This is a genomic window from Noviherbaspirillum aridicola (genome assembly GCF_019656455.1).
Lineage (GTDB): Bacteria > Pseudomonadota > Gammaproteobacteria > Burkholderiales > Burkholderiaceae_D > Noviherbaspirillum > Noviherbaspirillum aridicola.
Genome location: NZ_BPMK01000020.1, coordinates 37,780 through 56,473, shown reverse-complemented (window position 1 = coordinate 56,473; position 18,694 = coordinate 37,780). Strand labels below are relative to the sequence as shown.

The window sequence follows — 18,694 nt, the reverse complement described above, 5'->3', positions numbered from 1 at the left end:
TCAGGCCGCGCGGATGGCGCCCGCGAGGCGAACGATGCCGGTCGCGGCGGCGGCGCTGCCTCCGCCCTGCAGCAGTTCATGCGCCGCCGCGACGACCCGGGCGGGCCTGACGTCGGTCAGGCAGCGGTTGTGGCCATGCGGGCAGGCGCTCTTGTAGCAGAAGGCGCAGTCGACCTCCTGGTACAGCACCTTGCTGCGCACCTGCCAGGGCGTGTGCTGCGGATTGGTCAGCGCGTACAGGTCGACCAGCGGTGTGCCGAGCGCGGCGGCCATGTGCGCCGGCCCGGTGTTGTTGGAGATGAGCAGGGGCGCCTCGGCCAGCAGGGCCGCGAGTTCGCCGAGCTGCAGCATGCCCGCCAGGCTGTGGGTGCGGGGCAGGCCGCTCCGGATCTGCTCGACCAGCGGCGCCTCGTCGCCGCCGCCGGTGAAGACCAGCTGGCAGTCCTGCTGCGCGAGCAGCGCGGCGGCCACCTGCCTGAACAGCTCGGGCGGATAGCGTCGCGACGCGGCGGTGGCGCCGGGATGAATCGCGATCCAGCGGCTGCCCGGCGCAATGCCCATCGCGCCGAGACGCTCGCGCACCGCGCGGCGGTCGGCGTCTTCCACCTGCAGGGAAAGCCTGGTGTCCAGCGGCCGCGCGCCGACCGCCGCGACCAGGTCGAGCTGGCGTTGCACCTCGTGCCGCACGCCCGACTCCGGTTCGGTTTCCCTGACCCAGTCGGTCAGCATCTGGTACGGGTTTTCGCGGCAGTGCGCGAGGCGCAGCGGGATGCCGGCGAGGTAGCACATCATCGCGGCCGGCATCGGGTTCTGGCTGTAGACGGTAAAGATCACGGCCGCGTCGTAGCGTCCCGCGGCAAGCCGCTCGATCATCGCGAAGTCTTCGCCGCGATCATGCGCGGCGCTGCTCTTGAGCCAGGGCGCGGGATACACGATGGTGTCGTCGATCTGGGGTATGTAGCGGGCGACGGCGGCGCCGCTGCCCGAGGTCAGCAGCGTGATGTGGCGGCCGGGCAGGGTGTCGCGCAGCGCCCGGATCGCGGGCGTGGTCATCAGCACGTCGCCGAGATAATCCAGCCGTATGCAGAGTATGCGTTCGGCGCGCTGCCAGGACGATGCATTCATGGGGCCGCCAACTCCCCGCCTGCCGGGGCCTGGCCCTGCCTGCCCGCATGCTCGCGCGCAATCAGCGTGGCCGCCTCATACAGGTTCTGCGCGGTGAGGTCGGGCGTGCGCAGCGGCGACATTTTCCATTCGGTTTCATTGCCGTTGTCGATCAGCACCGTGCGGCAGCCCGCGCGGCGTCCCGCCTCCACGTCATTGAGGATGTCGCCGATCATCCAGGACTGCGACAGGTCGATGCCGTGTTCATGGGCGGCGCGAAGCAGCATGCCGGGCATCGGCTTGCGGCAGGTGCAGGCGGTCGCATAGCGCGCCACGGTGCCGTCGGGGCTGTGCGGACAGTAATAGAAGCCGGCGAGCGTGACGCCGTATTGCGCCAGCCGCTCGCACAGGCGGTTGTGTATCGGCTGCAACGCGGTCTCGGTGAACAGGCCCTTGGCGACGCCGGACTGGTTGGTGACCACGATCAGGGCATAGCCGAGCTGCTGCAGGATCTGCAGCGCCTGGCCGGCCTGCCAGGTGAATTCAAGCAGCGACGGGTTGACGTTGTATGGAATGTCTTCCACCAGCGTCCCGTCCTTGTCGAGAAAGATTGCGCGCATGAGGGGCGTGTCCGGTGAGGAGGGCGGGGGCAATGCCTTGGCGGCATTGCCCGGATAGCAGGATCAGGGCCAGGAGCTTTCCTTCATCGGCAGCACCATGATCTCCGGTATGACGGTCTGCTCCGGCAGCAGGATCACGCCCTTGACCGCCCTGGCGACATTGACCGGGTCCTGCAGGGTGGAGACGTCGATGTCGGGGAAGCGGTCGAGCAGGAAAGGCGTGCGCATGCCGCCGGCGAGCACCGCGGTGACCTTGATGTTCATCGGCCGCAGTTCCGCATGCAGCGCGTGCGACAGGCCGAGCAGGCCCCACTTGCTCGCATGGTAGGCGGAGGCGTTGGGCCAGGCGCGCTTGGCGGCGGTGGAGGCGATGTTGATGATCTGGCCGCCGCCGTTCTTCATGTGGCGCGCCGCGAACTTGGACAGCAGGAAGGGGCCGTAGAGATTCGTCTTCATCACGCGGTCCCAGTCCTCGATCGCCAGTTCCTCGACCGGGCAGGTGACGTCGGTGCCGGCGTTGTTGATGAGCACGTCGAGACGGCCGAAGCGCGAGACGGTGTCGTTGATGGCCTGCTCGGCTGCGGCCGGGTCGCCCACGTTCAGGGCCAGCGCATGGGCCTTGCCGCCGCCGGATTCAAGCAGCTGCGCCACGGTCTGCGCCTTGTCGAGCTTGAGGTCGGCGACGATCACGGTCGCGCCCGAACCGGAAAGCACGTGGCAGAGGGCGGCGCCCAGGCCGCTCGCGCCGCCGGTGACGAGAATCGTCTTGCCCGCGAGCTGGCTGGCTTCCGCAGGGTCGGCGACATAACTCGATAGTTGTGCTGTGCTCAATTCTCACTCCCAGTATTGAAGGTTGAAGGACAAAAAACAGCTTATGCCGTGCAGGAGCCGGCGTTATTGATGCAAGCGGAACAGTGGCCCGGCGCTAGCTGCGCAAACCGACCTCGCCGGCGGCGACGCGCGACGGGATCGGGTAGCTCCCGGCCGGCACGAGGACGCTCTCGTACACAGCGGCCACGTTTTCGGCGACATGGCGCCAGGTGAAGTTCTGCCAGGCGCGCCGCATGCCCGACCAGCCCATGCGCTGCGCGGCGTGCGGGTGGCGGTAGAGCCACTCGAGGCGCCCGGCGAGCGCCTCGGGATCCTTGGGCGGCACCAGGCAGCCGGTCTCGCCATCGACCACGGTGGTCTTGATGCCGCCGACATTGCTGCCCACCACGGGCGTGCCGCAGGCCATCGCCTCCAGCGGGGTGATGCCGAAAGGCTCGTACCAGGGCGTGGTGACGAAGACATTCGCCGCGCTGTAGTAATAGCGCAGCTGCCCGCGCTGCCGCTGCCCGGTGAAGGTGACGCAGTCGCCGATGCCGAGCTCTTCGGTCATCCGCATCAGGCGGCCCAGCTCGGGCGTGGTTGCGACGTCGGGCGTTTCGGCGTTGCCGCCGACCACCAGCAGGCGCACCGGCACGCCGTGCCGGTGGCGCAGGATGGCCGCGGCCTGGATCACGTTGTCCACGCCCTTGCGCGGCACCATGCGGCCGAGCTGAAGGATGATGAATTCATCGCGCGACAGGCCGAGCTGCTGGCGCGCGTCGAGCGTGACCGGCCAGAACTCGTCGGGATCGAAACCGCAGGGAACGATGTCAATGCGATCGGACGGCGCGTGATACAGCTGCTCCATGTCCTCGCGGTCCTGCGGGCATTCCGCGATGACGCGGTCGGCGTCGCGCATCAGGCTTTCCTCGATGTCGAAACGCTCGTCGGGGAAGCCGTCCGCTTCCTTCTGCGACAGCCGGCGCACGCGGCCGAGGGCATGGAAGGTGATCACGAAGGGCAGGCCGAGCGCGCGGCCGACGGATCGGGCCACCATGCCGGACATGAAGAAGTTCGCGTGCAGCAGGTCGTAGCCGATCTGCTCGCGCCGCGCGAAGCGGATCATGAAGCGCGCGAACTGTTCCATGTGCGGCAGCATCGCTTCCTTGGGGATGAAGCGGGCCGGGCCGGCGGGAACGTGGACCACCCGCACGCCGGGCATCCAGTCGACGACCTGCTGCAGGTCCTGCGCATCGCGGCGGGTGAAGACATCGACGAGGTAGCCGAGTCGGGCCAGGTGCATCGCCAGTTGTGCCACGTAGACATTCTGGCCGCCGCTGTCGATGCTGCCCGGGCGGGCCAGCGGCGACGCGTGTTCGCTGATGAGCGCTATTTTTCGCATGATCTGTTTCTGATTGGTTTATCGATGTCCGCGGGTTGTTGGATATGCAAAGCTTGTTCCCGGTTCACTTCTCACAGTCATTTCAGGCGCGCACCTTTGACATAGCTCTCCGGCCTTGCCGATCGCTTTGAATATCCGGGTAATTCATGCCCTTGCATGTAAATATTTCCGCAGTGTTCCGGGGCATCATGACTGCGGGAGCAAGCCATGCTCGCGCGATCCGGGCAGGGTCCGCGCAGCGATGCGACGGGCTCTGGCACAAGAACTGCATCCGTTGACGCAGTGATCCGGCGCCGCTTTTCCGTCTGGAATGCCGCCGGCTGTCTGAACCAACAAGGAGATGACCATGCGTACCAACAAGATGAAACTGGCGATCGCCAGCGCTTCGGTCGCGCTGCTCGCGGCCTGCGGAAGCTCCCCGGACCGTACCTACGGCGACACGTCTTCCAGCATTCCGGTGACCACCACCACCAGTTCGATCCCGGTCACCACCACCTCGACCACGAGCGCGGCCAGCGGCTACGGCGTCGTGCAGGCGATCGACGTGGTGCCGCGGGAACAGGCGGGGGTGGGCCTCGGCACGGTGGCCGGCGCGGTGGTCGGCGGCGTGCTCGGCAACCAGGTGGGCAGCGGCACCGGGCGTACCGCGGCTACGGTCGCGGGCGTAGCCGGCGGTGCCATGGCCGGCCGCGCGATGGAGAGGAATGCGCGCGCGGGCGAGGTCTACCGGGTAGCGGTGCGCATGGATAACGGCGCCGTGCAGACCCTCGCGCAGGAAGTGCCGCCCGGGGTGCAGATCGGCGAACGGGTGCGGCTCGAGAACGGCGTGATCGTCGAACGCTTCCGCTGATCCGTCCGCGGCGACGCGCTAAAATCGCCCGAAGCAGTGAGGTGCAGGCAGCAATGCCTGCACCTCGTTTTTTGTGCGACGGAAAAGGGGGGCGAATGGAAAACGATATCAATACCTTGAAGCTGTGGGCGACCGCGCTGCGGCCGTGGATCGACATCTTCGTGATCTGGGTGCTGGCCTGGATCACGCTGCGCCTGATCCGGCATTCGCTGCAGACGCTGAAGAACCATATCGTCGGGCGCGTCGACAGGGAGCGCGAAGGCCGGCGCATCGAGACGCTGATGAATGTGTTCCGCTACACCGCCAACGTCGCCGTTGCCGCAGTCGCGGTGATGCTCACGCTCGGCACCATCGGCATCTCGGTCGCCCCGCTGCTGGCGACCGCGGGCGTGGCCGGCATCGCGATCGGCTTCGGCGCGCAGAGCCTGGTCAAGGATTTCTTCACCGGCCTGTTCCTGCTCATCGAGAACCAGGTCAGCGAGGGCGACATGATCGAGGCCGCCGGCAAGAGCGGCCAGGTGGAGCGCGTCACGCTGCGGCATATCCGCGTGCGCGACTACGACGGCAGCGTGCACTTCATCCCCAACGGCATGATCACCACCGTCACCAACCGCAGCCGCGACTTCGCCTATGCGGTGATCGACCTGAACGTGCGGCGCCAGGATGATCTCAACCACGTGTTCGACACCATGCGGGAGATCGGCCAGCAGCTGCGGCGCGATCCCGCGCTGGGCCCGTCCATCCTGGACGACATCGACATCGGCGGCGTGGAGCAGGTCGGCGACGCCACCGTCACCCTGCGCTGCCGGATCAAGGTCCGGCCCGGCAGGCAGTGGCGGATACGCCGCGAATTCCTGCGCGCAATGAAACAGGTGATGGATGAGGTCAGGGAAGTGGAAGCGGCTTCCTGAGAGCACCGCATTCGACCCGCACATGCTCCTGATCCGGTAGCGCCCGGTTGAACTTCCGCCCGATTGGGGCGGTCTCGGTTATTGCACGGGAGCCTTCCGTGCAATACAGGGGAGAATCATATGGCGGTCAGCGAAACGCACGGTTCCGGGACGGTGGGGCAGGTCGGGGCACCGCTCGACAACATGCGCCGGCCCGTGTTTCCGGCGATCCGCTGGGGCGCGGTGCTCGCCGGCGTCGCGGTCGGCATTTCCGTGCAACTCGTGCTCACGCTGCTCGGCATTGCGCTCGGCCTGTCGGCCACCGCGATGACCGAAGGCACGGACATGGGCACCGGCCCGCTGGTCTGGGCCGGCATCAGCATGCTGGTCGCGGCTTTCTTCGGCGGCTATGTCGCCGCCCGCATGTCCGGCCTGAAGCGCCGGGCCGACGGCGTACTGCACGGCGCCGTCTCCTGGGCGGTGACCACCATCATGTTCGTGATCCTGGCGACATCGGTCGGCGGCGCGCTGGTATCCGGCGTGTTCAGCAACATGGGCCAGCTGACCGGCGCCGCCGCGCCGGGCGGGCAGTCGCCGCTGGCCTCGCTGCTGCGCGTGCAGGGCGCCAGGATCGACCCCGAGTCCATGCGCCAGCTGCAGGAGCATCTGCAGGCCGGCCGCCGCGATGAAGCGGTGCGGCTGGTCAGCGGCAACATGGGCATCGAACAGGCAAAGGCGGAAGCGCTGGTCGACCAGGCGCTGATTCTGTCCGGGTCGCCGCAGCAGGCGTCCGGCGAGGGCCAGGCGACGGCGCGGCAGGCGATGCGTTCGGCGGCCACGGCCGCATGGGTCGTGTTTCTTACGGTAGCGCTGGCGCTCGCCATCGGCATCATCGGCGGCATGCTCGGCGCAAGGGGCTCTCGACGCCGGGTCAGCTGGACCGGCAGCGGAGCGCGTTGATACCACTCCAACCGACAGGAGTCGTCATGCAGAGCAAGCCAGGGAGCCGTGGACGAGTGCGCCGCCGGCACGGACCGCCGCGCTTCATCCGGATGAACGGGCATCATTCGAACACGGTCGGGCTGCTGCAAGGCTGCCCCGTGGTCACGAGCGGCGGCGAGCGCATCGGCACCGTCGATCACCTGATGGTCGATGCCGATACCCAGCAGCTGCGTTTCGTGATGCTCGCGCGGCGGCGGCAGGGAGCGGTGGTCGCGATTCCCTGGCACACGCTGTATTTCGATTCCGAAAAATCCCGGCTCGTGTTTTACACCCTCGCCTGATCCGCGGGCAGGAACAGGCCTTTCCTGCGTTCCTCCACCACCGCCGCTTTCGCCAGCGCGCGCAGGCACATCGCCACCGTGCCGGCGAAGGCTTCGTCGTACCAGGGATTGGCGCCGCTCACGCCGACCACGATGCCGTCCACGACCACGCTGCCCCACAGCACCGTATCCCTGGCGGCGAGCAGGTGCGGACGCAGCTCCTGCACCAGGTGGCTGTCGAAGCCGGTGCGCCAGGCCAGCTTCGCCTTGGCGCGCGCGAAGCCGGCATAGTCGGCATCCCATTTCTCGCGGTCGCCGATCGCATGCTCGTACAGGATCGCTTCCTCGAAGGAGGCATTCCCGGGCGTGCGCAGCGGGTCCATGACCACGATGTACAGGAAGCCGCTTTCGCCGACTTCCTTGAGCTTCATGGCTTCCTCGATCATCGGCAGGCTGAGGCGGACCGCCTTTTCCGCGGCGGCGCGGTCGAGCAGAAAACTACCGTTGGATGGCATAGGTGACTCCTGTTGATGGAAAAAAGTGTCAGGCGGCGACTTCGCGGAACACCGCATCCCAGTCGCGGGCGAAGCGCGCGATGCCGAATCGCTCGTTGGCATAGCCGCGCGCCGCCTCGCCCAGCGTCCTGGCCAGCCCGGGGTCGGCGAGCAGCGCCTGCATGCCTTCGGCGAGGCGCGCCGGATCGTTGCTGGCATAGCCCCTGACGCCGTCCTGGACCACGGTCGACATCTCCGTGGTGGCGAGCGCGACGATCGGCAGGCCGACCATCATCGCCTCGATCACGGCCAGGCCGAGGCTGGTATAGCGGATGGGATTGAAGAAGAAGCGGTAGCGCGCGGAGAAGGCGGGCAGCTGCGCATGCTGCACTTCGCCGAGCCCGCCGATTTCCTGCGCGCCCATGCCGACCAGATCGAGCGGAACGCGGTCGCGCATGTCGGCGAAGATGTCGCCGCCGAGGCGCCGGCCGCGGCTGGCGATGTTGTTGACGACGACCAGGCCGCGCGCGAGTTCGCCGGTGTACGCGATGCCGGGCGGGATTTTCACGCCGTGCTCGACCACCCTCGTCGGGGTGCGTCCGCTGTCCCACATCAGCGCGTTGAAGGGCGTGACATGCACCAGCAGGACCCCGGGGTCGTCGACGGGGTGCCGCTCGTCGGTCGGGTTCTGGCGCGGGCAGTCGTGCTCGATGTAGATCTTCGGCAGGCGCCGCTGGGCGGGTGTCAGAAAGTCGTGCTGGTCCTGGAAATACTGGTGGTCGTCCTGGAAGACGATGCAGTCGAACTCATGATGCTTCGCTTCGTCGACCGGCATGTCGAACACGTTGTCGCCCCACGGTATGTGGCCGCCGCGCCCGCCGTAGCCCGCCGGACGACCGGGCTTGGACAGCACGTAGAAATCATGCGGCGCCTGGGTGAGGTAGTAGAGGTAACTGCCGTGCGTGTGCCAGGTAAGTATCTTGAGTCTTCTCTGCATGGACGGGTCGGAACGGATCGGTGGAGGGCGGCGGGCCGACCGGCGGTGCTGCAGGGAGGCGGGGAAGGGGCGCTAGAACGTACCCGAATAGAGCGCGCAGCTCTGGCAGACTTCCGGCGCCGGCCCGTGCTCCAGCTGCTCGCGGAAGGCCGAATAGGACTGATTGTTCCAGACCTGTTCCACGCCGTATTGCGCCATATCACCGAAGTGGATGCGGTCCGGCGTGGCCACCATGCAGCAGGGCATGGCGCGGCCGTCGTAGCTGATGTAGGCGCCGCGCCAGGGCCAGTCGCAGCGCGTGCGGCCGGATACTCCGGCGTCGTGCGCCCGCGGCCTGAGGCTGGGCAGGCGCAGATCCATGCCGAGGCGGCGCGCCTCCGCGCGCGCAAGCCCGAAGTAGTGCGCGACACGCGCCGGGTCCTCGTTGAGCAGGGTCTGCGCGTCGACGAAGTCGCGCATCGGCGCATAGCGCGCGGGCAGCGTGGATTCGCCGAAGTCGTGGCACAGGTGCTGGACGAAGATCGTGGAGATGCCCTCGTCGTGCGCGAGGGTCACCAGAGCCGGCAGTTCTTCGAGATTGCGACGCATCGCCACCGCCACCAGGCGCAGGTGCGGGGTCGCGCTGCCCGCCTGCGCGCGCGCCGCCACCACCCGGCGCAGATTGCGCAGCACCCGCTCGAAGCGCGCGCGCAGGCGTATCTCCTGATAGGTGCCGGCGGTGGCGCCGTCGAGCGACACATGCAGGGTATGCAGTCCGCTGTCGATGCATTCGGCCGCGCCGTGCCCGGTCATCACCGTCATGTTGGTGTTGGTCGAGACCTGCATGCCGCGCTTCGCCGCATAACGCACCATGTCGAAAAAGCGCGGATGCAGCAGCGGTTCGCCCAGCCCCTGCAGCTGCAGCTCGCTGTCGGCCGGGAACTGGTCGACGAGCCGGCAAAAGAGATCGAAATCGATGAAGGCGCGCGGCTGCCCCGGCTGTCCGTCGGCGCGGAACTGTATCGGGCACATCCGGCAGCGCAGGTTGCACTGGCCGACCGGCTCGATCTGCAGATAGCGCGGCAGCGGAACGGCCGCGGTCACAGGAAGCCCACCCGGAATTTCCAGGCGCCGACCGCCCGCCAGAAGACCGCGAGCGGCGGAATCAGCGCCGAGGTGACCACCATTTCGGCGACGTGCGAAGGCGCATGCGAGGTATTGCGCAGCCGCTGCGCGCAGAAGCGCGTGGTCATGCCCAGCCATACCGCGCCGGCGGCACCGGCGAGCAGCGGTTTGCCGGCGGCGAGCGCGCCGAGGCCGAGCAGCAGCGAACTCACGGTCAGATAGAAATCCCAGCGCGGGCTGGCGCGTATGCGGCGCCGGTAGAGCAGCGGATGCTTCTTGTAGAGCAGGGCGTCGAACTGCACCTTCCTGACCTGCTTCAGGCTCACGCCCCAGCCGGCCGGCCGCACCGGATGCATCATCACCGCGCGCGGCTCGCGCACGATGCTGGCGTGGTACTCCATGAGCCGGAAGTAGAGGTCGGAATCCTCGCGCCATGCCGCCTTGAAGCGTTCGTCGAAGCCGCCGATGTCTTCCAGCACGCGGCGCCGGCAGAAGCAGTTGGCGGTCACGAACTCGGCTGTCTCCAGCCGCTTGGCGTCGAGTTCATAGTCGGTCGGCGTGCCGTTGAGTGGCATCACGATGCGCCCGCAGACGGCGTCGGCGCCGTCTTCGATCGCGCGCAGGCCGTTGCGCAGCCAGTCGGTGCGGGCGATGGTGTCGTCGTCGGTGAAGGCGATGACGGCGCCGCGCGCCGCGCGCCAGCCGTGGTTGCGGGCGGCCGCCGGCCCGTAGGGACCCATCGAGGGAATGTAGACCACCTGCGGCCCCTTTTCCTCGGTGTGCGCCGCCCAGTCGGTGGCGACCTCGCGCGTGCCGTCATCCGGCCCGTCGTCGACCACGATGATCTCGAAGCGCTGCGGGTCGAGGTTCTGCAGGACGAGGCTGGCCAGGCAGCGGTTGAGCAGCTGGGGCCGTCCCTTGGTCGGTACCACCACGGAGATGGCGATGGCCTGCTCGGGCTCGGTCCGCTCGCCGCCGCGGATCAGGACGAGCGGCGCGGTCCGCGAACGCAATGTTCCTCCGCTGTCATGGCCGCCGCCGCGGTTGGCGGTCTGGCGGCGATTCCTGTCAAACGCAAGTATTTTTGACATGCTGCCTCGCTAGAATCTTCTTGTTTTCCATCGATAGACAGGCGCGCAGCAAGACCCGTTCCAGCGCCGCTTCAGGCGGCGCGCATGCGCTCCCTCGACTGATCGGCGTCTTCCCGCTGCTGCAATTGCCAGAGGCGGGCATAAGCGCCGTTCTGCTGCAGCAGCTGGGCATGGGTACCGCGCTCGATGATGCGGCCGCGGTCCATCACCAGGATCTCGGTGGCGTCGACCACCGTGGACAGGCGGTGCGCGATCACGAGGGTGGTGCGGTTGACGGCGAGCGCGTCGAGCTCGGCCTGGATCGCCTGTTCCGACGCGGTGTCCAGCGCCGACGTGGCTTCATCGAAAATCAGCAGCGGCGGATTCTTCAGGATGGCGCGCGCCAGCGCGAGACGCTGCCTTTCTCCGCCGGAAAGCTTGACGCCGCGCTCGCCGACCGGCGTCTCGTATTTCTGCGGCAGGGAATCGATCAGCTCGTGGATGTGCGCGGCCCTGGCGGCGCCGACGATCTGCTCGCGCGTCGCGTTCTTGCGGCCGTAGCCGATGTTGTAGCCGATGGTGTCGTTGAACAGCAGGGCTTCCTGCGGCACCACGCCGATCGCCTCGCGCAGGCTGGCCGAGCTGACCTTGCGGATGTCCTGGCCGTCGACCTGGATACTGCCCGAGCCGACCTCGTAGAAGCGCAGCAGCAGCCTCGCCAGCGTCGACTTGCCGGAGCCGCTGCCGCCGACCACCGCCACCGTGCCGCCCGGCGGGATGCGGAAGCTGACGTTGTGCAGGATCGGCCTTTCGGGTTCATACGCGAAGCTGACATTGTCGAACACCACCTCGCCGCGGCTCACGCGCAGGGCGGGCATGTTGGGGGCTTCCGCGATCTCGGGCTTCTCGCGCAGCAGCTGGAAGAGTTTCTCCGCGTTCACGAGCGCATCGCGCGCTTCGCGGTAGACGAAGCCGAGCGCGTTGAGCGGGAGACAGATCTGGATCACATAGGCGTTGATCAGGATGAGGTCGCCCACCGTCATCGCGCGGTTGAGCACGTCGCTGCCGGCGAGCAGCATGACCGCCCCGACGCCGAGCGCGATGATGCCGCTCTGGCCCACGTGCAGGGTGAACAGCGCCTTCTGGTTGGACACCTGCGCTTCCGCCCAGTTATCCATGATGTGGGAAAAGCGCTGCGACTCCATTTTCTCGTTGGTGAAGTATTTCACCGTGTCGTAGTTGATCAGGCTGTCGGCGAGCAGGCTCTTGGCATTGGAGTCGAGGCGGTTGACGCGGCGCTGGAAGATCGCGCGGCGGGCCGTGAACACCAGGGTGAAGCCGCAGTAGATGACGAAGGTCACGGCCAGGATCACGGTGTACCACTGGCTGTAGCGCGCGGTCATGATGCCGACCACCATCGCGATCTCGAGGAAGGTCGGCACGATGGTGAACAGCGCCACGCCGAGCAGGAAGGCAATGCCGTTGGTGCCGCGGTCGATGTCCGGCAGCAGGCCGCCTATCCGCCGCTGCGCATGGAAGCGCGCGCCGAGCGCATGCAGGTGGGCAAAGGTATTGAGCGCATACGTCGCTACCGTGTGCTGCGTCACCCGCGAAAACACCAGGTCGCGCAATTCATTGAACAGCGTGCTGGCGAAACGCAGCAGCGCGTAGCCGGCGAGCAGGGCGACCGGCAGGATGAGGACGGCTTCCGGGCGCGACAGTTCGTCGACGATGCGCTTGAGCGCCAGCGGCACCGAGACCACGGCCACCTTGGCGAGGATCAGAAAGAACAGCGCGATCGCGATGCGTTCCTTGAACTGCTTGGCCACCTGCCACAGGTCGCGCATCACCTGGGCGGTGTCGGCCGGCATTTCTTGCTTCGTCTCGGTCATTGTGATGTCGTTCCCTTTGGCAAGCGCGATCGCGCGTCGATGGTTCTGGAATGGAAGTTGCAATCACCGTGCGCGCTCCGCATGCAGCACTGTGAAGAAAAATTAGCAGGGTCCGTTCCAGCAAGCCGGAGCCCGGACCAACGGAAAAGGAGATCCATGATGGCAAGAGTCGAGCAATCGATAGAAGTCAATGTGCCGCCGCGCACCGCATGGGAGATGCTCACGAGTTTCGAGCAGTATCCGCGCTTCATGCAGGGCGTCGAGGAGGTGCGCAGGCTCGACGAGCGGCGCCTGCGCTGGCATACGCGGGAGGGCGGGCTTGGCATGCACTGGGATGCGGAGATCACGCAACAAGTTCCTGAGCAACGTATTGCCTGGCGCAACATGGACGGCCCGAGGAACGAGGGCGAGATTTCCCTGCAGCGCCTCGACGGCGACTGCACCCGTATCGTTCTGTCCATGGACCGTGAAGCGCTGCAAGCGGATGCCGGCGCGCGGGCCGAGCAGGACCTGGTGCGCCTGAAGCAGTTCATCGAGAAACTGGGACGCGACAGCGGCGAATGGCGGGGACGGGAACAGGACGGCATGCCGAGCCACAGCGCGCCGGCGGAATTTGCGGCGGGCAACGTGACGCGCATGGCGGACACCACGCCCCTGCATGCGGTCGGCAGTCTTGCGCAGCAGCCGGATGCGCCGCAGCAGGCTTTCGGCGCGGACGAGGCCGACAACGCGCGCGGCGGCGCGGGCAGTCTGCAGGGGCGGCGCAGTGCGTCAGGAATGTTGCCCGGCCTTTTCCGCCAGCGCTGGCAGGATCCCTTGTCCACCATGCGCCGCATGTCGGACAACGTGGAACAGGTCATGACGACGCTCGCCGCCGCCTCCGGCCTGATGCGCGGCAGGGAGACCGCGCCCGGCGCCTGGCTGCCGCGCATCGAGATCGTGGAAGACCCGCTGCGCATCCTCGTCTGCGCGGAATTGCCGGGCGTGGCGCGCGACGAGATCACGGTCGAGGTCAGGGGCGGAGAACTGGTGATCGAAGGCGCCCGCGGCAAGCCTGCCAATGTGACCGACGCCGGCAGCCGCTGCAGCGAATTCCGCTATGGACGCTTCCACCGCGCGGTGGCCTTGCCGCCCGACGCCGACCCCGGCGCGGTCAGTGCGGAGCTGCGCCACGGCGTACTCCAGGTGACCGTCCTGCGTCATCCGATGGCCGGCGGCAAGCGCATCGATATCAGCGAAGGATGATGAATGCGGAACATAGCGGTACGGTCCGGCGTCCATCGGCATAGCCTCACTTTCAACAAGGATACCCATGAATGCCGACCTCATCGGCTGGATCAGCGCCGCCATTCTCGTTCTGACCATTTCCCGCCAGGTGTACTCGCAGTGGCGCAGCGGTAGCGTCGCCGGCGTCTCGAAGTGGCTGTTCATCGGACAGATGTCCGCGTCGCTCGGCTTCACCATCTACAGCTGGCTGGTCGAGAACTGGGTGTTCGTGTTCGCCAATTTCTTCATCCTTCTGACGGCGGTCGCCGGTGAAGGCGTGTACCTGCGCAACAAGCGCAACGCGCAGCGCAAGCAGGCCGCGCCGATGAACGCGCAGGCGATGCGCCGCTGATTCAATTTTTACAAGCACCTGCATTTCTTACAGCGACGCAGGCGCGCCGGCTGGAGAAATGCCTGCGCGAACATGCAGGTACAGGGCTTGCATGGGCTCAAGAACGCTTTCCCGCTTTCATTGCCGGCCTACACGGGGCGGCGGAGCGGGACCGATCGGAGGTGACTTGTGCATACGCTCGGAATCAACGCCGCCTACCACGACTGTTCCGCCTGCCTGGTGCGCGACGGGGTCGTGATCGCGGCGGCCGAAGAAGAACGCTTCACCCGCATCAAGCACGGCAAGCGGCCGGTGCCTTTCTCGACCTGGCAGCTGCCCTTCCATGCGATCGACTATTGCCTGCGCGAGGGCGGCATCATGCTCGCCGACGTCGACCATGTCGCCTATTCCTACGATCCTTACCTGCTGCTCGGCGACCATGCGGGGCGGGCGACGATCACGCTGCCGCTCGAGCCTTCCGCGCATCCGCACGAGGAGTGGCTGTCGCCGTGGGATCCGCTGTTCCTGTCTTCCATCGTGAACGCGCCGCGCCAGCTCGCCGCCGGCGCCCCGCATCACCTCAAGAAGCGCTTCGCCGGGGTGCGCCACGACGGCCCGTTCCGCTGGCACTTCATCGAGCATCATCTCGCGCATGAAGCCAGCGCCTTCCTCGCCGCGCCGTTCGAGGAATGCGCGGTGCTGACCATGGACGGGCGCGGCGAGCAGGCGACCACCAGCTACGGCGTGTACCGCGACCGGCGCTACCGCCGTCTCGGCCAGGTCAACCTGCCGCACTCGCTCGGCCTGCTGTACGAGTCGCTGACCACGCATCTCGGCTTTCTTCATTCATCCGACGAATACAAGGTGATGGCGCTCGCGTCGTTCGGCAAGCCGCTGTTCGCCGAAGCCTTCCGCGACATCCTGCGCTATCGCGGCGAGGGCCAGTATGAAGTCCGGTCCGCCGACTGGCACGCGCTGTTCGGTCCGCCGCGCGAGCGCGGCGCGCCGTTCACCGACCACCACATGAATATCGCGTCGTCGCTGCAGGTGGTGCTGGAAGAGACGGTGCTGGAGATGACGCGCTGGCTGCACGCGCAGGCGGGGACCGACAATCTCGCGCTGGCGGGCGGCGTGGCGCTCAACTGCGTGATGAACGCGCGCATCCGCGACCGCGGGCCGTTTCGCCGGGTGTGGGTGCAGCCGGCGGCCGGCGACGCCGGCACCTCGCTCGGCGCGGCCCTGTGGGTGGACTCGCTCGAGCGCGGCGCGCAGGCCCGCCGCTGGACCATGGACCACGCTTTCCTCGGTCCGGCCCATGACGACCAGGAAATCGAGGCTTTCCTGAAGCAGGCGCGGCTGTCGTACCGACGGCCGGCGAACCTGGCCGAGGAAGTGGCCGAACTGCTGGCGCGGAACAGGGTGATCGGCTGGTTCCAGGGACGCATGGAATTCGGGCCGCGCGCGCTGGGCGCGCGCTCTATCCTCGCGTCGCCGCTCGACGCCGGCATGCAGCAGCGGCTCAACGGCATCAAGGACAGGGAAGACTTTCGCCCGGTGGCGCCGGTCGTACTCGAGGAAGAGGCGGCGGAATGGTTCGTAAATGGGAGCGTCTCGCCCTTCATGGTTTTCGTGTACGACGTGCGCCCGGACCGCGCGCAGCGAATTCCCGCGGTGCGGCACGTGGACGGGACCGCGCGGATACAGACCATCAACCGCGGACAGAACCCGGCCTATTACGATCTGCTGCAGGCCTTCCGCCGGCGTACCGGCGTGCCGGTGCTGATCAACACCTCGTTCAATACCCGGGGCGAGCCGGTGGTATGCAGCCCGCGCGACGCCGTCGAATCCTTCTGCAGCACGCCGCTCGACACACTGGCGATCGGCCCGTTCATCGTTGAAAAGCCATGAAGCCGCCGCGGCTTCAGTCGACACCGGAGGCGCAATGAAGGCAGCGGACCGCAAACGCATACTCGTGACCGGCGGCGCCGGTTTTCTCGGCTCCCACCTGTGCGAAGCGCTGCTGCGCCAGGGACATGAACTGCTGTGCGCCGACAATTTCCTGACCGGCTCGCGGCGCAACCTGCTGTCCCTGCTTCGTCATCCCCGCTTCAGGCTGATGCGCCACGACGTCACGCAGCCGCTCGAGGTGGATGTGGACGAGATCTACAACCTGGCCTGTCCCGCCTCGCCGGTCCACTATCAGCAGGACCCGGTCCGCACCACGCGCACCAGTGTGCTCGGCACGCTCAATCTGCTGGAGCTGGCGCGCCGCAGCGGCGCCCGCCTGCTGCAGGCATCCACCAGCGAAGTGTATGGCGACCCGCTGCAGCATCCGCAGACCGAATCCTACTGGGGCAATGTCAACCCGGTCGGCGTGCGCGCCTGCTACGACGAAGGCAAGCGCTGCGCCGAGACCCTGTGCATGGACTACCGCCGCCAGTACGGCGTGGATGCGAAACTGGTGCGCATCTTCAACACCTACGGTCCGCGCATGCAGGCCGACGATGGCCGCGTGGTGTCGAACTTCGTGATGCAGGCGCTGCGTGGCGCACCGCTGACGGTCTACGGCGACGGCATGCAGACCCGCTCCTTCTGCTATGTCGAAGACATGGTGCGCGGCCTGGTCGCGATGATGGGCACACCGGCCGGGACCGGCGGGCCGGTGAATCTCGGCAACCCGAACGAGTGCACCATGCTCGAGCTCGCGCAGCAGGTGATCCACCTGTGCGATTCCGTGTCGAGCGTCGAGCATCGTCCGCTGCCGAGCGACGATCCGGCACGGCGGCGGCCGGACATCGGCCTGGCGCGGCAGCTCCTCGGCTGGGCACCGGAAGTCCCGCTGGAGGCCGGCCTGCAGCGCACAATCGGATGGTTCCGGCAACAGTGGCGCGCGGCGCCGGCACTGGCGGCGGAGCACGCGCGCACGCGGCGGCGGGACGCAGTTTTCGCCGCGCGGACCTGAGCCATCGCCGCCGCCCCGTGGCATGAAGCTTGCGACGGGGCGCGGAGCAGGATTCCGGACATGCGCGAGGCGCTGCCGAAGCCTTGCCGCCCGGCTTGCCGGCGACGCGCGTACCCGCGTGACGGAATGCACCGGAATCCGGCCGACAGAGATGGAGAGTGATGATGGCGTTATCGATTCGAACGGAGAGGATAAGGATTCCCCTGGAGTACATGGAGATCGAGGGCGTGCTGTCGCTGCCCGAGGACGCGCTGGGCGTGGTCATGTTCGCCGACACCGGCGTCGGCGCCCGGGTCAAGCCCGGCAACGATTATCTCGGCGCCGCCCTGCGCGGCGTTCGCCTCGGCACGCTGTGGCTGGATCTGCTGCGGCCGGAGGAGGCGCAGGCGAAGGCGCCGCGTCCGCCTGCCGCGTTGCTGCATGCCCGCCTCGCGGCCGCTTGCGGCTGGCTGGGCCGGCATCCCGCGACCGAGTCGCTGCCGGTGGCATTGTTCGGCGCCGGCGAGGCCGGGGCGGCGGCGCTCGAGCTGGCGTCCGGCCGGCCGGCATGCATCTGCGCGGTGGTCACGCGCGGCGCGAGCGTCGACATGGTCGAGACGGGCACCCTGGCGAAGATCGCGGTGCCTACGCTCTTGATCGTGGGCAGCCTGGACGACGCACTGCTTGCCGCCAGCCGCGGCGCCTACGCGGCGCTGCGCTGCAAGAAGCGGCTGGAAATCGTGCCCGGCGCGACCCGCGACTTCGAGGAGCCGGGAAGCCCGGAGGTGGTTGCGCGGCTGGCGCGCGCCTGGTTCCTGCAGCACGCGCGCTTCGCGATGGCCTAGCATTGGCGCAAATCATTTCCCGTGCGGGAGACGGAAACCCGCCGGCAGGCGCTCGCGTCTACGTCTCACGACCCACACAAAAAGGAAAAATGCCATGAAAAAACTCGTGTATCCCGTGATGCTCGCCTGCACCCTGCTTGCCGCGGGCTGCGGCACCTTCGGCGGCGATCGCAAGGACGGCGACAACAGGACCGCCGGGGCCGTGGTCGACGATGCGCTCATCACCTCCAAGGTGAAGGCGGCCCTGCTGAAGGACCCCGACATCAGCGGCTTCAAGATCAATGTGGATACCGCCAAGGGCGTGGTCAGCCTCAAGGGCGAGGTCAAGACGCTGGCGTTGCGGCGCAAGGCCGAGTCGATCGCCTCCGGCGTGGAAGGCGTGCGCAAGGTCGACAACCAGCTGATCATCACCGGCTGATTCCAGCGAGCCGGCATGGACGGGGCGCCTGCCGATCGGCCGCGGGCCGGTCGGAACGGCGCCGCTCGTCCCGCCTCAGGCACGCTCCTTCCTGCGCGCGCCCGGCGCCTCGAGCGTGACGTCCGACTGCGCGACGGCCACGCAGGGCAAGATCCATCCCTCCCGTTTTTCTTCCGGCGTGATGCCCGGCCATTCGATGCGATGGCGGATGCTGCCTTCGCGCAGGCGTGCGATGCAGGTGCGGCAGCTACCGTTGCGGCAGGATGCCGGCAGCACGATGCCCGCCGCGCGCGCGGCTTCCATCAGTGAAAGCTGTTCGGAGGCATCGAACTGCCAGCCGGAAGGCAGCAGCGTAACGCGGTGCCCGGCCATCAGCCTGTCCTCGCGCGAGACGGACG

20 protein-coding genes are annotated in these 18,694 nt (G+C 67.5%); 10 read left to right on the top strand and 10 right to left on the bottom strand.

Features of this window, described 5'->3' with window-relative positions; all coding sequences use genetic code 11:
• The 4 genes from waaF to NCCP691_RS19160 form a co-directional block, all read right to left on the bottom strand.
• A complete protein-coding gene (gene waaF, locus NCCP691_RS19175; RefSeq protein WP_220810177.1) occupies window positions 1-1,125 on the bottom strand; it encodes a lipopolysaccharide heptosyltransferase II in 1,125 nt (374 codons plus the stop codon).
• The gene (locus NCCP691_RS19170) at window positions 1,122-1,724 is read right to left on the bottom strand and encodes a D-glycero-alpha-D-manno-heptose-1,7-bisphosphate 7-phosphatase (protein WP_220810176.1); all 603 of its coding nucleotides are present in this window, start codon (window positions 1,722-1,724) and stop codon (window positions 1,122-1,124) included. Before NCCP691_RS19170 ends, waaF begins: the two co-directional genes overlap by 4 nt.
• Window positions 1,725-1,787: 63 nt before the next feature.
• Window positions 1,788-2,555 carry an SDR family oxidoreductase gene (locus tag NCCP691_RS19165; protein ID WP_220810175.1) on the bottom strand — a complete coding sequence of 256 codons (768 nt, stop codon included), beginning with the start codon at window positions 2,553-2,555 and terminating at the stop codon, window positions 1,788-1,790.
• A 94-nt stretch (window positions 2,556-2,649) separates the two neighbouring features.
• Entirely contained in the window at window positions 2,650-3,936 is a 1,287-nt protein-coding gene (locus tag NCCP691_RS19160) for a glycosyltransferase family 4 protein (RefSeq protein ID WP_220810174.1), read from the bottom strand.
• 346 nt (window positions 3,937-4,282) lie between these two features.
• On the opposite strand from NCCP691_RS19160, the gene NCCP691_RS19155 reads away from it, so the two are divergent.
• From NCCP691_RS19155 to NCCP691_RS19140, 4 genes are all read left to right on the top strand, one after another.
• Window positions 4,283-4,786 carry an outer membrane lipoprotein gene (locus NCCP691_RS19155; RefSeq protein WP_238482507.1) on the top strand — a complete coding sequence of 168 codons (504 nt, stop codon included), beginning with the start codon at window positions 4,283-4,285 and terminating at the stop codon, window positions 4,784-4,786.
• Between the two features lie 95 nt (window positions 4,787-4,881).
• Window positions 4,882-5,697, top strand: coding sequence for a mechanosensitive ion channel family protein (locus NCCP691_RS19150; protein WP_220810172.1), 816 nt, complete (start codon window positions 4,882-4,884; stop codon window positions 5,695-5,697).
• A gap of 120 nt (window positions 5,698-5,817) precedes the next feature.
• On the top strand, window positions 5,818-6,636 hold the full coding sequence (locus NCCP691_RS19145) for a hypothetical protein (protein WP_220810171.1): 819 nt from the start codon (window positions 5,818-5,820) through the stop codon (window positions 6,634-6,636).
• Window positions 6,637-6,662: 26 nt separating this feature from the next.
• On the top strand, window positions 6,663-6,959 hold the full coding sequence (locus NCCP691_RS19140) for a PRC-barrel domain-containing protein (RefSeq protein ID WP_220810170.1): 297 nt from the start codon (window positions 6,663-6,665) through the stop codon (window positions 6,957-6,959).
• On the opposite strand, the gene NCCP691_RS19135 is transcribed toward NCCP691_RS19140, so the two are convergent.
• The 5 genes from NCCP691_RS19135 to NCCP691_RS19115 form a co-directional block, all read right to left on the bottom strand.
• Window positions 6,944-7,453 (bottom strand): hypothetical protein, encoded by a 510-nt coding sequence (locus tag NCCP691_RS19135; protein ID WP_220810169.1) that lies wholly within the window; start codon window positions 7,451-7,453, stop codon window positions 6,944-6,946. The genes NCCP691_RS19140 and NCCP691_RS19135 overlap by 16 nt on opposite strands.
• Window positions 7,454-7,481: 28 nt before the next feature.
• Window positions 7,482-8,429 (bottom strand): glycosyltransferase, encoded by a 948-nt coding sequence (locus NCCP691_RS19130; protein WP_220810168.1) that lies wholly within the window; start codon window positions 8,427-8,429, stop codon window positions 7,482-7,484.
• A gap of 72 nt (window positions 8,430-8,501) precedes the next feature.
• Window positions 8,502-9,512 carry an SPASM domain-containing protein gene (locus tag NCCP691_RS19125; protein WP_238482506.1) on the bottom strand — a complete coding sequence of 337 codons (1,011 nt, stop codon included), beginning with the start codon at window positions 9,510-9,512 and terminating at the stop codon, window positions 8,502-8,504.
• Window positions 9,509-10,624 carry a glycosyltransferase family 2 protein gene (locus NCCP691_RS19120; protein ID WP_220810167.1) on the bottom strand — a complete coding sequence of 372 codons (1,116 nt, stop codon included), beginning with the start codon at window positions 10,622-10,624 and terminating at the stop codon, window positions 9,509-9,511. Before NCCP691_RS19120 ends, NCCP691_RS19125 begins: the two co-directional genes overlap by 4 nt.
• Window positions 10,625-10,695: 71 nt before the next feature.
• The gene (locus NCCP691_RS19115; RefSeq protein ID WP_220810166.1) at window positions 10,696-12,495 is read right to left on the bottom strand and encodes an ABCB family ABC transporter ATP-binding protein/permease; all 1,800 of its coding nucleotides are present in this window, start codon (window positions 12,493-12,495) and stop codon (window positions 10,696-10,698) included.
• A gap of 156 nt (window positions 12,496-12,651) precedes the next feature.
• Here NCCP691_RS19115 and NCCP691_RS19110 point away from each other — a divergent pair, with 156 nt between their 5' ends.
• The 6 genes from NCCP691_RS19110 to NCCP691_RS19085 all read left to right on the top strand — a co-directional run bounded on the left by NCCP691_RS19110 (window position 12,652) and on the right by NCCP691_RS19085 (window position 18,296).
• Window positions 12,652-13,740 carry an SRPBCC family protein gene (locus NCCP691_RS19110; protein ID WP_220810165.1) on the top strand — a complete coding sequence of 363 codons (1,089 nt, stop codon included), beginning with the start codon at window positions 12,652-12,654 and terminating at the stop codon, window positions 13,738-13,740.
• A 67-nt stretch (window positions 13,741-13,807) separates the two neighbouring features.
• Window positions 13,808-14,113: a hypothetical protein gene (locus NCCP691_RS19105; protein ID WP_220810164.1), complete on the top strand. Its 306-nt coding sequence runs from the start codon at window positions 13,808-13,810 to the stop codon at window positions 14,111-14,113.
• A gap of 168 nt (window positions 14,114-14,281) precedes the next feature.
• Window positions 14,282-16,000, top strand: a complete 1,719-nt coding sequence (locus NCCP691_RS19100; protein WP_220810163.1) for a carbamoyltransferase family protein — start codon at window positions 14,282-14,284, stop codon at window positions 15,998-16,000.
• Window positions 16,001-16,034: 34 nt separating this feature from the next.
• The gene (locus NCCP691_RS19095) at window positions 16,035-17,054 is read left to right on the top strand and encodes a UDP-glucuronic acid decarboxylase family protein (RefSeq protein WP_220810162.1); all 1,020 of its coding nucleotides are present in this window, start codon (window positions 16,035-16,037) and stop codon (window positions 17,052-17,054) included.
• A gap of 161 nt (window positions 17,055-17,215) precedes the next feature.
• A complete protein-coding gene (locus NCCP691_RS19090; protein WP_238482505.1) occupies window positions 17,216-17,878 on the top strand; it encodes an alpha/beta hydrolase family protein in 663 nt (220 codons plus the stop codon).
• A 94-nt stretch (window positions 17,879-17,972) separates the two neighbouring features.
• Window positions 17,973-18,296, top strand: a complete 324-nt coding sequence (locus NCCP691_RS19085) for a BON domain-containing protein (protein WP_220810161.1) — start codon at window positions 17,973-17,975, stop codon at window positions 18,294-18,296.
• 75 nt (window positions 18,297-18,371) lie between these two features.
• On the opposite strand, the gene NCCP691_RS19080 is transcribed toward NCCP691_RS19085, so the two are convergent.
• On the bottom strand, window positions 18,372-18,668 hold the full coding sequence (locus tag NCCP691_RS19080; protein WP_220810160.1) for a 2Fe-2S iron-sulfur cluster-binding protein: 297 nt from the start codon (window positions 18,666-18,668) through the stop codon (window positions 18,372-18,374).
• Window positions 18,669-18,694 lie beyond the last annotated feature (26 nt).